The sequence below is a fragment of the Flavobacterium restrictum genome (assembly GCF_007097245.1).
Classification (GTDB): Bacteria; Bacteroidota; Bacteroidia; order Flavobacteriales; family Flavobacteriaceae; genus Flavobacterium; species Flavobacterium restrictum.
In genome coordinates, this window is sequence record NZ_VJZT01000010.1 from 12688 (window position 1) to 26208 (window position 13521).

General features: G+C 34.7%; 14 protein-coding genes. 9 read left to right on the plus strand and 5 right to left on the minus strand.

Features of this window, described 5'->3' with window-relative positions:
* Positions 1–23: 23 nt before the first annotated feature.
* From pnuC to FNW21_RS10280, 4 genes are all read left to right on the plus strand, one after another.
* Entirely contained in the window at positions 24–659 is a 636-nt protein-coding gene (gene pnuC / locus FNW21_RS10265; RefSeq protein ID WP_144256653.1) for a nicotinamide riboside transporter PnuC, read from the plus strand.
* Positions 608–2734 carry a DUF4301 family protein gene (locus tag FNW21_RS10270; RefSeq protein ID WP_144256654.1) on the plus strand — a complete coding sequence of 709 codons (2127 nt, stop codon included), beginning with the start codon at positions 608–610 and terminating at the stop codon, positions 2732–2734. The genes pnuC and FNW21_RS10270 overlap by 52 nt, the downstream gene beginning before the upstream one ends.
* A gap of 23 nt (positions 2735–2757) precedes the next feature.
* Positions 2758–3159: an alternative ribosome rescue aminoacyl-tRNA hydrolase ArfB gene (arfB, locus tag FNW21_RS10275; RefSeq protein WP_144256655.1), complete on the plus strand. Its 402-nt coding sequence runs from the start codon at positions 2758–2760 to the stop codon at positions 3157–3159.
* A 233-nt stretch (positions 3160–3392) separates the two neighbouring features.
* Positions 3393–5540, plus strand: coding sequence for a TonB-dependent receptor (locus FNW21_RS10280; RefSeq protein ID WP_144256656.1), 2148 nt, complete (start codon positions 3393–3395; stop codon positions 5538–5540).
* A 91-nt stretch (positions 5541–5631) separates the two neighbouring features.
* Here FNW21_RS10280 and FNW21_RS10285 read toward each other — a convergent pair whose 3' ends face one another.
* On the minus strand, positions 5632–6045 hold the full coding sequence (locus tag FNW21_RS10285) for a Rieske (2Fe-2S) protein (RefSeq protein ID WP_144256657.1): 414 nt from the start codon (positions 6043–6045) through the stop codon (positions 5632–5634).
* 161 nt (positions 6046–6206) lie between these two features.
* On the opposite strand from FNW21_RS10285, the gene greA reads away from it, so the two are divergent.
* From greA to FNW21_RS10300, 3 genes are all read left to right on the plus strand, one after another.
* Positions 6207–6683 (plus strand): transcription elongation factor GreA, encoded by a 477-nt coding sequence (greA, locus tag FNW21_RS10290; RefSeq protein ID WP_144256658.1) that lies wholly within the window; start codon positions 6207–6209, stop codon positions 6681–6683.
* Between the two features lie 68 nt (positions 6684–6751).
* Positions 6752–7138 (plus strand): HIT family protein, encoded by a 387-nt coding sequence (locus FNW21_RS10295; protein WP_144256659.1) that lies wholly within the window; start codon positions 6752–6754, stop codon positions 7136–7138.
* An 88-nt stretch (positions 7139–7226) separates the two neighbouring features.
* On the plus strand, positions 7227–8399 hold the full coding sequence (locus FNW21_RS10300) for a transglutaminase domain-containing protein (RefSeq protein WP_144256660.1): 1173 nt from the start codon (positions 7227–7229) through the stop codon (positions 8397–8399).
* Position 8400: 1 nt separating this feature from the next.
* Here FNW21_RS10300 and FNW21_RS10305 read toward each other — a convergent pair whose 3' ends face one another.
* Positions 8401–9567 (minus strand): sensor histidine kinase, encoded by a 1167-nt coding sequence (locus FNW21_RS10305; RefSeq protein ID WP_144256661.1) that lies wholly within the window; start codon positions 9565–9567, stop codon positions 8401–8403.
* Positions 9568–9935: 368 nt separating this feature from the next.
* On the opposite strand from FNW21_RS10305, the gene FNW21_RS10310 reads away from it, so the two are divergent.
* Both FNW21_RS10310 and aat read left to right on the plus strand, forming a co-directional pair.
* Positions 9936–10319: a DUF3127 domain-containing protein gene (locus FNW21_RS10310; RefSeq protein ID WP_144256662.1), complete on the plus strand. Its 384-nt coding sequence runs from the start codon at positions 9936–9938 to the stop codon at positions 10317–10319.
* 116 nt (positions 10320–10435) lie between these two features.
* On the plus strand, positions 10436–11074 hold the full coding sequence (gene aat, locus FNW21_RS10315; RefSeq protein ID WP_144256663.1) for a leucyl/phenylalanyl-tRNA--protein transferase: 639 nt from the start codon (positions 10436–10438) through the stop codon (positions 11072–11074).
* A 3-nt stretch (positions 11075–11077) separates the two neighbouring features.
* On the opposite strand, the gene FNW21_RS10320 is transcribed toward aat, so the two are convergent.
* The 3 genes from FNW21_RS10320 to tsf all read right to left on the minus strand — a co-directional run bounded on the left by FNW21_RS10320 (position 11078) and on the right by tsf (position 13407).
* The gene (locus FNW21_RS10320) at positions 11078–11641 is read right to left on the minus strand and encodes a DNA-3-methyladenine glycosylase I (RefSeq protein WP_144256664.1); all 564 of its coding nucleotides are present in this window, start codon (positions 11639–11641) and stop codon (positions 11078–11080) included.
* A 2-nt stretch (positions 11642–11643) separates the two neighbouring features.
* Complete coding sequence (locus tag FNW21_RS10325; protein ID WP_144256665.1) at positions 11644–12297, minus strand: queuosine precursor transporter; 654 nt, start codon at positions 12295–12297, stop codon at positions 11644–11646.
* 147 nt (positions 12298–12444) lie between these two features.
* On the minus strand, positions 12445–13407 hold the full coding sequence (gene tsf / locus FNW21_RS10330) for a translation elongation factor Ts (RefSeq protein ID WP_144256666.1): 963 nt from the start codon (positions 13405–13407) through the stop codon (positions 12445–12447).
* Between the last annotated feature and the right edge of the window lie 114 nt (positions 13408–13521).

A 13521-nucleotide genomic window follows, 5' to 3' on the forward strand; every position in this document is an offset into this window, starting at 1 on the left:
TGGTTGCTGAACCCAAAAATAAAATGATAGACTATTTTTTTTCGCAATATGCTTTGTATTCCACTTTTGATATTTTTCTCGAAATTACAGCTGTAGTTTTTGGGTTATTTAGTGTTTGGTACGCCAAGAAAGACAATATTTTGGTTTTTCCTACTGGTATTGTAAGCACACTAATTTATGTGTATTTACTCTGGAAATGGTCACTATTAGGCGATATGATGATTAATGGATACTATTTTGTAATGAGTATTTATGGCTGGTACCACTGGACAAGAAAAAACGGTGAAGTAGCTGAATTTCCTATTGAAATGACAACCCAAAAGGAAAAAATACAAGCACTTGTTATTTTTATTTTAACAATTGTTTTTGTCGTTGAAGTGTACCATTTTTTCGATAAATTTACAAACTGGTTTTCCTATATTGATACTCTTTTAACGGGAATCTTCTTTGTGGGAATGTGGCTAATGGCCAAACGAAAAGTCGAAAACTGGATATTTTGGATTATTGGGGATATTATTTCCATTCCATTGTATTTTATAAAAGGATTTACTTTTACTAGTTTTCAATACATAGTATTCACAATTATTGCCATTTATGGTTATTTAGAATGGAAGAAAATTTGCAACAATACTCCAAATCAGGAGCTGAAAAAATTATAAGAATTGTTATTTTCGGGCCGGAAAGCACTGGGAAAACAACATTGGCTACGCAACTTGCAGACTATTATAAAACAGTTTGTGTTCCTGAATATGCAAGAGAATATTTGCAAAAAAAATGGGATAAATACCAAGGTGTTTGTGATATTGATGACATGCTTCCTATTGCTTATGGTCAAACCAAATTAGAAAATGATAGTGCCTTAAAAGCAAATAAATTTTTGTTTTGCGATACAAATCTTTTGGTTACCAAGGTGTTCTCGGAGATGTATTATAATTTTTGTGATTCTTTATTGGATAAAGCGGCACGCACGCACCAATACGATTTTTACTTCCTTACCGATATTGATGTTCCTTGGGAAAAGGACGATATTCGGGACAGTCCAGATGGAAGAGAAGCTATTTTTACCGTTTTTAAAGAATCATTAATCCAAAACAAAAAGCCATTTATTACCCTTTCAGGCGATAAGGAAACGAGGTTAAAAAAAGCGGTTTCTATATTAGATGAGTTGGCAATTGCCAAAGAGATAGGTATTGCTTCACATGACTTTTTGCAAATTTATGCGCATAGCATTCCGTTGCAAAACATCAAAAGTCAATTGAATATTTTTAAAAATGGGATTTCCAAAACCATTTTAGACCGTCCAGCCAAAATAGGCGATGGGATTTTGAAATTATCAGAAAGTGATTTTGCCAAAAAAGCTGCTTTTTTTGACGCCAATAAAACCAACCTAACGTTAGAAAAATTTGTTCCAGCATCAGGAGCGGCGACGCGAATGTTTAAGTTTTTGAATGAATTTTTGGCTGACTATGATGCTGAAAACGAAAGTATTAATGCGTATGTCAATAGAAAAAAGAATATCGAACTTTCTTTTTTTATTTTGGGAATGGATAAGTTTCCGTTTTTTAAAGCAATGCATCAAAAATTACTGTCAGACGTTGAAGGTTTTGATTTTTTAGATAAAGATTATAAAAATCATGCTTTTATTAAGCTACTGTTGCAATCGGAATATTTTGATTTTGCCAATAAGCCAAAAGGAGTAATCCCTTTTCATACGTATCCGTGTCATATTGCTACGCCAATCGAGGAACATATCAAGGAATGTACCTATTACGCAACAGTAAATGGGAATTCTAATTTGCATTTTACAGTTTCAGAAGCGCATTTAAGTCAGTTTGAAACTATAGTCGCAGATTCAAAAAATAATTTCGAAATCGATTCTAGTTCACAAATTAATGTGAGTTATTCGTTTCAAAATAAATCTACTGATACCATTACAGTAGATGACAATAACTATCCGTTTAGAAACGATAAAAAGCAATTGGTTTTTCGTCCAGGTGGTCATGGTGCTTTGATTGAGAATTTGAATAAATTAGATTCGGATGTGGTTTTTATAAAAAATATTGACAATGTTATCCAAAATAATATTGACAAAACTACGCTGTATAAAAAAGCATTAGCTGGAGTTTTACTCGAACTGCAACAACAAGTTTTTAAGTATTTGCAAGCTATTGATAAAAAGGAAATTACCGAGACAGATATTCAAGAAATGTTGTCTTTTTTGAAAGATAAAGCGCATGTAGAAATGCCTAAAGGGTTCTATAAATTTACTTTAGAAAATAAAATCATCAAAATAAAATCCAAACTAGACAGGCCTATTAGAGTTTGCGGTATGGTTAAAAATGAGGGAGAACCTGGTGGTGGCCCCTTCTGGGTTCGTGGTGATAAAGGCAGGTCGTCCTTGCAAATTGTAGAAACAGCGCAAGTTGATTTGTCTTTTGAAAACCAACGAACAATTCTTTCCCAATCAACTCATTTTAATCCTGTAGATATAGTGTGTGGGCTTAAAAATTATAAAAACGAAGGCTTTGATCTCTCCCGTTTTGTAGATTCCCATAGCGGTTTTATTGTAGAGCGAAAAATTTCTGATAAAGTAGTAAAATCTTATGAATTACCCGGATTGTGGAATGGTGCAATGGCAAAATGGTTAACCGTTTTTGTCGAGTTGCCTTTGCTTACTTTTAATCCTGTTAAAACCGTAAATGATTTATTGAAACCAGCCCATCAATCGCATTAATTTACTGCGACAACTTAATAGCAATGGAAATCCAAAAAATAATTTCGGAACTACAATACAAAGCCGTTAGAAGCAGTGGTGCGGGCGGTCAAAATGTAAATAAAGTCTCTTCAAAAGTAGTCTTGAGTTTTGATTTGGACGCTTCCAATGCCTTATCACCCGAACAAAAAGAGCGGATAAAACTAAAATTAGCATCCAGATTAACGCTAGAAAACATATTGATTTTGAACTGTGATGAAGACCGAAGTCAACTCAAAAACAAAGCTATTGTTACCAAACGGTTTCTGGAAATAGTTAAAAATGCGCTTTTAGTCCCTAAAATACGCAAAGCGACCAAAATTCCAAAAGGAGTAATTCGAAAAAGAATTAAGGACAAAAAGAATATTTCGGAAATTAAACAATCACGCAGAAAACCAGATTTTTAAATTTATACGAATTCATAATTCATAATTCATAATTTATAATTAATTTTGCACTGTCTCAAAGGGGTGCTCTAAATAACGAGCTGAGATTATACCCAAAGAACCTGGGCGGGTAATGCTGCCAAGGGAAATAATGACAAAATATAGCGTGCACACTACTGTTTTGTCATAGGAAACAATCATTTTTTAATTTAACAAAAGAATAATTCCCCCTTTTATTCGTAAACTTCTTACGGATGAATACTATTTTTACTTGTCACAAAGACACAAAGACAGAACGATTTAATGCTAAATGTCTATTTTCTATTCTCTTTTCTCTCTTTTTTCTCTTTTCTTTCTCACAAGAAAAAGCAAAAGACACCACTAGGGTGAATCAACTAGACGAAGTTTTGGTTGCTGCAGTTCGTGTAACTTCAAAAACACCCGTTTCGTTCAGCAATTTGACTAAAACCGAAATTAAAACTCGAAATTTAGGACAAGATATTCCTATTTTAATGAATTATTTGCCCTCTGTAGTGACCACTTCTGATGCCGGAAATGGTGTGGGATATACTGGAATTCGGGTGCGGGGCAGCGATGCAACTCGTGTAAACGTGACCATTAACGGAATTCCATATAACGACTCCGAAAGTCATGGCACCTATTGGGTCAACATGCCTGATTTTGCTTCTTCGGTAGAGAGTTTGCAGTTGCAACGTGGCGTGGGAACGTCTACCAATGGGGCAGGAGCTTTTGGCGCAAGCTTAAACATGCTCACCGATTCGTATGCAAAAAAAGCGACTGGCGAGATTGCTAGCTCTTTTGGAAGTTTTAATACCTACAAAAATACCGTGAAATTCAGTACGGGATTGATGAATGATCATTTTGAAATTGCGGGTCGTTTGTCTGCTTTAAAATCAGATGGATTTATTGATAGAGCCGCTTCTGACTTGAAATCGTATTTTTTACAAGGTACGTATGTGGGCAAAACGACTTTGATTAAAGCATTGGCTTTTGGCGGAAAAGAAAAAACATACCAATCCTGGAACGGAACCGATGCGGAAACTATGAATAGCAATCGAACATTTAATTCGGCTGGTATTTTTACGGATGAGTTTGGTAAAACACGTTTTTATGACAACGAGACCGATAATTACCAACAAGATCATTTTCAGTTGCATTGGAGTGAAAAAATATCCAAAAAATGGAACACCAATCTCGCTTTTCATTACACAAAAGGGAAGGGCTACTATGAAAACTATAAGGAGGATGCGTCCTTTGAGGATTATAATTTAGTACCAGTTGGCAATTTGACCACAACGGATGTAGTGCGCCAGAAATGGTTAGACAATGATTTTTATGGCACTACATTTTCGGCTACTTACAAAGAGGCAAAATGGAATGTGATTCTTGGAGGCGGGTATAATAAATACGAAGGCGATCATTATGGCAAAGTGATTTGGGCTCGTTATGCTTCGCAAAGCGAATTGGGAGATCATTATTATGATGATTTTGCGACTAAAACTGATGGTACTCTTTTTGCGAAAGCAAACTTTCAAGTAAGTGCCAAAATGAGTTTGTTTGGCGATTTGCAATATCGAAATGTACATTACAAAGCCAATAGTTGGGAAACAGGTTTGGTCAATGACTCGTTCCGTTTTTTTAATCCCAAAACAGGTTTGAATTTTGACATTAACAGCAAAAACAAGGTGTATGTGTCCTACGCAAGAGCCAATAGAGAACCCAATAGAACTGATTATGAGGGAGGAAATGCCAAGCCCGAAAAGCTAAATGACTTTGAGTTAGGATGGCGATTTACTGGAAATAAAGTACAGTTCAATACCAATGTGTATTATATGGCGTACAAAGACCAACTTATTTTGACAGGAAAACTAGACGATGTAGGCAGTCCAATTCGTTCCAATAGCGAAAAAAGCTATCGTTTAGGACTGGAGGTTGATGCCACTATTGCGCTTTCGGAGCAGTTGGTACTTCGTCCTAATTTTACGTTGAGTAGCAATAAAAATCAAGCTTTGGCCGTGGCTGGCGAAAATTATGGAACTACAACTATTGCGTATTCGCCATCAGTAATCATGGGGAATATTGTGGTGTATTCGCCTTTTGAGAATTGGCACTTTTCGCTTTTGCAAAAATTTGTGGGCGAACAATACATGAACAATATCGAACTTTCAGCCGCAAAATTAGCTGATTATTTTGTCAATGATTTTAATGTTTCCTATGAAATAAAACCTAAATCGATTTTTAATTCAATTGTATTTCATGGTTTGATAAATAATTTTTTAGATAAAAAATACGTTTCAAATGGTTACATGTGGGATGTTTATCCGTATTATTATCCACAAGCAGGAATCAATTTTCTAGCAGGGATGACTTTAAAGTTTTAGATTTTAAACCCCAAAAAAAAATCCTGATGGTCTAAACGCTGTCAGGATTTTTTTTGTCAATTTTTTTTCGAAAAGTCTATAGTAAAAAGTATTAATTGTACACTCGAAGAACAGTACCATTAACTTCAACTCGATATTGTTTTAACGGGTATTGAAGTCCGCCAAGCCCTGTGAATAAGCTATATGTGGTTTTATCACACCCACAAATAGCATTAATTCCATTTATTGTCATTGTCGAACAGGACGAAACCGCTTGATTTGGGCAAGCCGCATCAAAGGCATTATAACCACTACCGGTGTTAAAAACAATGATGCCACTCACTCCAGCTCCGCCATAATAAATAGCATTACTCGGGTATTTTAGGTTAGAGTACGTGGGCAAACTCATGTTGAGGTCAACCGTAAAAGTATAATTAGGGAGGTACGGATTTTTATTATTAAGGCTGTTAGGACTGCAACCAAGAAGCAGTGTCAAACAGAGCAAGGATAGCATTTTTTTGATCATTTTAAAATAAAGTAAAAGAATTAGCGAAACAAATTTAATTTATTTAACTTTGAAATAGATATCATTAACAAATAATTATAGTCTAAACAAAATTATAGTATCTTTGTGGAAAGAAATCCCGTCCTGATGGGATTTTTTCTATTTATATAAATCACCAAATTATGAGCGCAATATCTTATTATACCCCAGAAGGATTAAAAAAATTAAGAGAAGAATTAGATTATTTAAAAAGCGTGATGCGTCCAAAAGCATCCCAAGATATAGCCGAGGCGCGAGATAAAGGCGATTTGTCCGAAAATGCCGAATACGATGCCGCCAAAGAAGCACAAGGAATGCTAGAAATGCGTATTGCCAAACTCGAAGCGGTGCATTCTAACGCACGATTAATTGACGAAACGAATCTTGATGTTTCAAAAGTATTGGTTCTATCGAATGTGAAAATCAAGAATCAATCCAATGGAATGGAAATGAAATACACCTTGGTAGCCGAAAGTGAAGCCGATTTGAAAACGGGAAAAATATCCGTAACTTCCCCAATTGGAAAAGGATTATTAGGCAAAAAAATAGGCGAAGTGGCTGAAATTACAGTTCCAAATGGTGTTTTGAAATTCGAAATTTTAGAAATCTCTCGCGATTAATTGTATTTTTTTTGACTTCTTACTTGTTAAAAAAAAGCAACAAATTGTAACCAAAAATAATAATTGCGATGAGTATATTCATGAAGATTATAAACGGTGAAATTCCGTGTTATAAAATTGCCGAAACCGATGATTTTTTGGCTTTTTTGGATGTGAATCCAAATGCCAAAGGGCACACTCTTTGTATCCCCAAACAAGAAATTAATAAAATCTTCGATATCCCGGACGATTTGTACCTTGGATTGATGCAGTTTTCTAAAAAAATTGCCATCGCTCTCGAAAAAACGATTCCTTGCAAACGAATTGGTATGGCCGTTATTGGGCTTGAAGTCCCACATGCGCATGTACACCTAATTCCTTTGAATGAAATGGATGAAATGCGTTTTCAAAATAAAGTCCAAATGACCAAAGAGGAGTTCGAAAAATTAGCAATCCAAATTCAGAACAATCTATAAAAAGCCTACTTAATATAAACAAACACGAATTGAAGCACTTTTTTAAGATGTGATTTTCGTGTTTTTTAGTGTCTTAAATATTTTTAGAATGAAAAAAATAGTGTTCTTTTTGAGTTTTTTATGCTCTCTATTGGGGAATGGGCAAACGCAATCTATTTACTCGAAAATTGATTCCAAGATGGCAGTTATGCCAAAGAGTTATGCAACAACTACCACTGGAATTGCAAGCTACATAAACGCAAATTTCAATACCGAATCCGATAAAGTTAGAGCCGCATTTTTCTGGACAGCAACCACTATAAGTTACGACATTGCGAACATAAACACCATTGATTACAACACCACTTCCGAGCAAAAAATTAATGCCACTTTGAGCAGTCATAAAGGAGTTTGTATCCATTATGCCGAAGTGTTCAACTCGATTGCGAATCAAGTTGGAGTAAAATCCTACGTCGTTCATGGCTATACGAAACAGTTTGGTGCCATAGCCACAGTAGCGCATGCTTGGTGCTCCGTCAAGATTGATTCGAAATGGTGGTTGATGGATCCTACTTGGGGTGCTGGATATGTAGATAAACAAAAATATTTTCGAAAATTGAATGCTATTTATTTCAAAATGACACCTTCGGCGGCTATTGCTACTCACATGCCTTTTGATTATTTGTGGCAATTTTTAAGTTTTCCTATTTCAAATCAAGAATTTATTTCTGGTAAATTAGAAGCAAATACAACCAAAAAGAAGTTTGATTTTGAGTCCGAAATACTAAAACAAGAAAACGCATTAGCTGCGGATAAAATTTTTGATGCCACCGTTCGAATTGAAAAAAATGGTATTAAAAACAATTTGATTCAAGACTATTGGATCTATAAAAAGAAAGAATTAGAAAACATAAGGCAAAATGAAACTAATGCTAAGTTTTCGATTCTTGTCACCGAGAGTAATCAAGCTATTTTGCTATATAATGATTTTATTGGGTATCGCAACAAGCAATTTAAACCCACCTTGCCAGATGATGTCCTTCTAAAGATGATTCAAGAACCCAAAGAACAGCTTTTGAAATGTCAAAATCAGTTGGATTATTTAGAGCCAGTAAATGAGGAAAATAGAACAAATGTGACCGCTGTGCGGCAAAATGTAGCAAGTGTTTTAGAACAAGTCAAAGATCAAGAAAAGTTTGTTTTAGACTATTTAAGCAAAGGAAAAGGCGCTAGAAAAGCGATGTTTACCAAAATGAAATGGTTTGGAATTCCTTTGAATTAACTTAACTTGGTGTCGTTCCTTTTTTAGGAATGCGATAGCCAATTTGTATGGTAGTTCCTTTTCCAATTTCGGATTGCAGTACTTTTATGGTGCCTTTGTGGTATTCCTCTACGATTCTTTTGGTTAACGAAAGCCCCAATCCCCAGCCTCTTTTTTTGGTTGTAAAGCCAGGTTCAAAAATGGTTTTGAATTGTTTTTTTTGAATTCCGCTTCCTGTATCCGTAACGTTTATTTTTAGAAAATCGCCTTCAAGCTCAATAGTCAAACCAAGTTTTCCCTTGCCTTTCATGGCATCGATAGCGTTTTTGACTAAATTTTCGATAGTCCAACTGTGCAATGTCGGGTTGAGGAATAACATTACGGGTTGATTTGGACTTTTGGATGAAAATTCGATTTGTTTCGAAAAACGAGATTGTAAATAATCATAGGATTGTAACGTTTCGGCAATAATATCCTTGTTTTCTAATTTGGGTTCCGAGCCAATTTTCGAAAAGCGATCCGTTATGGTTTGTAATCGGTCAATGTCTTTTTCTATTTCTAGCGTCGTACTTTCGGCTACATTGTCAATTTTTAATAATTCGACCCAACCTATTAACGACGATAGCGGAGTACCAATTTGATGCGCTGTTTCCTTTGCCATTCCAGCCCAAAGCTTGTTTTGTGTCGCTATTTTGGTGCTTTTATAAAAGTTATAGACCAAAGCGCCAAACAAAACTATAATCAACAATAAGGCAATGGGATAATATTTTAATTTATTCAATAACGAAGAATTTCCATAATACAATTTTTGAAATTTCCCGGGGCCATATTCTATTAAAATGGGATCATTTTCGTTTTTTAGCCTGTTCAAAAAATCTCTAGAAAGAGTTTTATTTTTGATAATCGCCTCCTCGATATTTACATTGTTTATAATGTTGTCATTCTCGGTCATTAATATAGGAATCGAGGTGTTGTTGCTAATTATTTGTAATGGCAATTCTACATCGGTGTTTTCGCCAGCATTTTCGAGGGTTTTTTGAGCATTTGCCCAAAGATTCATTTTTAAACGTTCTTCATTTTTAAAAATTTGAAAAAAAGTATAGGTGTTCCAAAGGATTAAGGAAATGATTAAAAAGGAAATCGCAATAAGAATCCAGCGAGTTGTATTTCTTCTTTCGGAAAAAAGCATAAATTGTTTTTTGAATATAAATATAACGAAATAAAAGCATTGGTATTTTAGTTTGAAATAAAGATTTTTTTTCAGGATTGAATTACAGCAGGATGATTTTTAGTTTTTTTAGTTTTTTATTCTAAATAAAGTCTCTGTTTTAAATCCAAATAATTTTGAATAATAGCTCTTCTAGAAACCTTGTCTACTATTCAAGAAGTTAGTATATTTGTAAAACAAAATGGTATTGCAATAGTAATTTTATGTTGCAATTGTATTCAAAAGGCAAGTAAAAGTCAATAAATAAGGGGTTTTAATCCTTTTTTTGGGCTTTGAAAGGGTTGGCTACCAATGGAAATTAATTTAAACAACAATAAATACTAGCGAAGATGGAAGTTACAGGAAAAATTAAAATGATTGATCAAACTAAAGAAGTTGGTTCAGCAGGATTCAAAAAAAGAGACGTAGTTGTGACTACTGATGAGCAATATCCACAACATATTTCGGTGCAGTTTGTTCAAGACAAATGCGAATTGTTGAACAATTATCAAGTTGGTGATAATGTAAAAATTGATATCAATTTAAGAGGTAGAGAATGGACAAATAACCAAGGCGAACTTGTTTATTTTAACAGTATAGTAGGATGGAGAATAGGAAAAGTGCAAGCTGAAAGTGCAAGTGCTCCAGCGCAAGCTCCGCCAATGCCTGCCGCAGCTGCTTTTGCACCAGCAACAAACATAAACGAAGAAGAAGCAGACGATTTACCTTTCTAGTTTTAGAGAAAGAATTTGCAATGAAGAAGTTAGAAGTTTGAGGCGTACTTGAACTTCTAACTTTTTTTATTGCACCTATTTTTGTTATTGAAATTGCACTTGAATTTTGAAATAAAATGTATTATCTAACCCAAGAATTATTTTTTCCTCCCGTTTCGCAAGCTAATTTGGATGGGATTTTGGCCATCGGAGGCGATTTGTCACCCGAGCGTTTGTTGCTTGCTTATAAAAGCGGTATTTTTCCTTGGTTTAATGCTGGTGAACCCATAATTTGGTGGTCACCTAATCCTAGAATGGTCTTGTTTTTGGACGAATTGGTGGTTTCCAAAAGTATGCGAAACATCCTAAACCGAAATATTTTTAGCGTTACTTTCAACCAGAATTTTAGGGACGTTATTTCCAACTGCCAACAAGCAAAACGGGATGGACAAACGGGAACATGGATATCCAACGAAATGATCGAAGCCTATTGCAAATTGAATGAGTTGGGAATTGCCAAATCTGTCGAAGTTTGGCAAAACAATGAATTAGTTGGTGGTTTGTACGGTATCGATTTGGGTCACGTTTTTTGTGGCGAAAGTATGTTTTCCAAGGTTTCTAATGCTTCCAAAGTAGGATTTATAGCCCTGACAAAGCAACTTAAAAATGATAATTATCGCCTATTGGATTGCCAAGTGTATAATGAACATCTCGAAAGTTTGGGCTGCCGCAAAATTGATAGAGTTGATTTTGTTGCAATTTTGAAATCAAAATAATTGTTATTCATTTCTTTTCCAGCAATCGGCCACATGATCGTTAACCATTCCTGTAGCTTGCATGTGTGCATAAACTACCGTGGAACCTACAAATTTGAAGCCTCGTTTTTTTAAATCTTTGCTAATTTTGTCCGATAGTGGCGTGGTGGCAGTGACTTCTTTTAAAGATTTTCGATTGTTATCGATTGGTTTTCCATTTACAAAATCCCAAATGTAGGTAGAAAAACTGCCAAATTCTTCTTGGATTTTTATATAGTTTTGAGCGTTAGTCACCGCTGAATAGACTTTGAGTTTGTTGCGAATGATACCTGCGTCCAAAAGCAATTCCTGAATTTTATCATCAGTATAAAGGGCTATTTTTTGATAGTCGAAATTATCAAAAGCCTTGCGGAAATTTTCTCTTTTGTTGAGAATAGTAATCCAACTCAAACCGGCTTGAAAGGTTTCTAGCAGCAAAAATTCGAATAAGGTAGCATCGTCATATACGGGAACGCCCCATTCTTCGTCGTGGTATTTTTGATACAGTTGGCTGGAATTGCACCAGTTGCATCTTTTTTTATCGTCCATATTTAGTGTTCCGTTTCCGAAATGTATTTTTTTATCCAATGATGCGCCAAGTATATGATGGGTGTTAGTAAAACGGCAACTCCCAATTTAAAAACATAACCCGTAATTGCCGAGGTTATAAAAGTGTCGAACGTTATTTTTCCGGGTAACCAAAAAGCAATTCCAAGTACGATAAAACTATCAAATAATTGTGAAACTACAGTAGATCCCGTGGTACGCAACCATATTTTACGCTCACCAGTTTTGTTCTTGAAATACCAAAAAACCGTAACATCAATCAATTGCGAAACCATAAAGGCAATAATACTCCCCACAATTATCCACATACTTTGCCCAAAAACGGCTTGAAATTGTGTGTCGTTTACGGGACTAATCCCTTTGGCAGCGGGAATTCCTATGGCTAGTAACAAAATGATAAAGGCATACGCAATCAAGCAAGCGGTGATAAAAGAGAGTTTTCGGACTCCTTTTTCGCCAAAATATTCATTGATTAAATCAGTTGTTAAAAAAACGATTGGCCAAGGCAAAATACCAATACTCATGACAAATGGGCCTATTTGGATGAGTTTCCCCCCAATTAATTCGGCTACGACTGCATTAGTTATAAAAATGCCTGCTAGGATTACAAATACGATTTCTTTTTTGGTTTTAAACATAAAAATTTGGTTTTCCAAATTTAGTATTTTATTTTTATTTTTGAAAATGTGTGTTGAATTAAAAAAAAATCCATCTCGTTTTTAGAACAAGATGGATTTTTATAAAAAGTTAAATCTGAATTTTAAAATAAGAAATCTAAAATTGGACTACCCTAAAGCAACTCTTTTGAAATTTGTAATTTCAACATTGAAACCTTTAACATAATCACCAACTTTTTTATTATCATCTTTGATGAAGTTTTGATCTAATAAAGCTTTCTCTTGATCCAAAGTTGTGTTGTCAGAAATGAAACGTAGAATTTTTCCTGGAAGAATTTTGTCCCAAATTTGTTCTGGTTTGCCTTCTGCTTTTAATTCAGCTTTTGCATCTTCTTCTGCTTGTTTTAAAACCTCTTCAGTCAATTGAGAGAAAGAAATGTATTTAGGAACATTTTTCAATGTTTTTCCTAAACGTTTTGCTTCTTCATTTTCTTTTTCGATGATAGCAATACGAGCAGCAAGTTCTGATGCAACGAAAGCGGGATCGAAATCTTTATAAGATAATGTATCAGCTCCCATAGAAGCAACTTGCATAGAGACGTCTTTAGTTAATACATCCGCATTAGGAACTGATGCAGAAACAGCTGTTAATGCAGCAATTTTGTTGACGTGAACATAAGATCCCACGAAAACGCCTTCTACGATTTCAAAACCACCGATTTCTATTTTTTCACCAATAACACCAGTTTGTTCAATTAATTTTTCAGCAACAGTAATTCCGTTGAAATCTGACGCTAAAAACGCTTCTTTAGAAGAATAGTTAATTGCTTTTTCAACTAATTCTTTAGCCAAAGCTACGAAAGTTTCATTTTTACCTACGAAATCTGTTTCGCAGTTCAAAGTGATAATAGCTCCTCTAGTTTTGTCGGTATTAATAAAAGCAACAGCAGCTCCTTCAGATGACTCACGATCCGAACGGTTGTCAGCCACTTTTTGTCCTTTTTCTCTAAGGTTTTGTATCGCTTTATCGAAATCTCCTTCCGCTTCAACTAAAGCTTTTTTACAGTCCATCATTCCGGCACCTGTAGTTTGTCTTAATTTATTTACGTCTGCAGCAGTAATTGTTGCCATAATATAATGTGTTTATGTGTTATAAAAGTAAAATTCCAATTTTCAAATTCTGAATTCCAATTTTATTAAATTACTAACCTAACGTTATTAATTTTTTGTGGAATTTGGAATTTA

Coding starts and splice junctions, on each gene's coding strand:
- pnuC (WP_144256653.1), top strand. CDS start 24: ATGATAGACTATTTTTTTTCGCAATATGCTTTGTATTCCACTTTTGAT.
- FNW21_RS10270 (WP_144256654.1), top strand. CDS start 608: ATGGAAGAAAATTTGCAACAATACTCCAAATCAGGAGCTGAAAAAATT.
- arfB (WP_144256655.1), top strand. CDS start 2,758: ATGGAAATCCAAAAAATAATTTCGGAACTACAATACAAAGCCGTTAGA.
- FNW21_RS10280 (WP_144256656.1), top strand. CDS start 3,393: ATGAATACTATTTTTACTTGTCACAAAGACACAAAGACAGAACGATTT.
- FNW21_RS10285 (WP_144256657.1), bottom strand. CDS start 6,045: ATGATCAAAAAAATGCTATCCTTGCTCTGTTTGACACTGCTTCTTGGT.
- greA (WP_144256658.1), top strand. CDS start 6,207: ATGAGCGCAATATCTTATTATACCCCAGAAGGATTAAAAAAATTAAGA.
- FNW21_RS10295 (WP_144256659.1), top strand. CDS start 6,752: ATGAGTATATTCATGAAGATTATAAACGGTGAAATTCCGTGTTATAAA.
- FNW21_RS10300 (WP_144256660.1), top strand. CDS start 7,227: ATGAAAAAAATAGTGTTCTTTTTGAGTTTTTTATGCTCTCTATTGGGG.
- FNW21_RS10305 (WP_144256661.1), bottom strand. CDS start 9,567: ATGCTTTTTTCCGAAAGAAGAAATACAACTCGCTGGATTCTTATTGCG.
- FNW21_RS10310 (WP_144256662.1), top strand. CDS start 9,936: ATGGAAGTTACAGGAAAAATTAAAATGATTGATCAAACTAAAGAAGTT.
- aat (WP_144256663.1), top strand. CDS start 10,436: ATGTATTATCTAACCCAAGAATTATTTTTTCCTCCCGTTTCGCAAGCT.
- FNW21_RS10320 (WP_144256664.1), bottom strand. CDS start 11,641: ATGGACGATAAAAAAAGATGCAACTGGTGCAATTCCAGCCAACTGTAT.
- FNW21_RS10325 (WP_144256665.1), bottom strand. CDS start 12,297: ATGTTTAAAACCAAAAAAGAAATCGTATTTGTAATCCTAGCAGGCATT.
- tsf (WP_144256666.1), bottom strand. CDS start 13,407: ATGGCAACAATTACTGCTGCAGACGTAAATAAATTAAGACAAACTACA.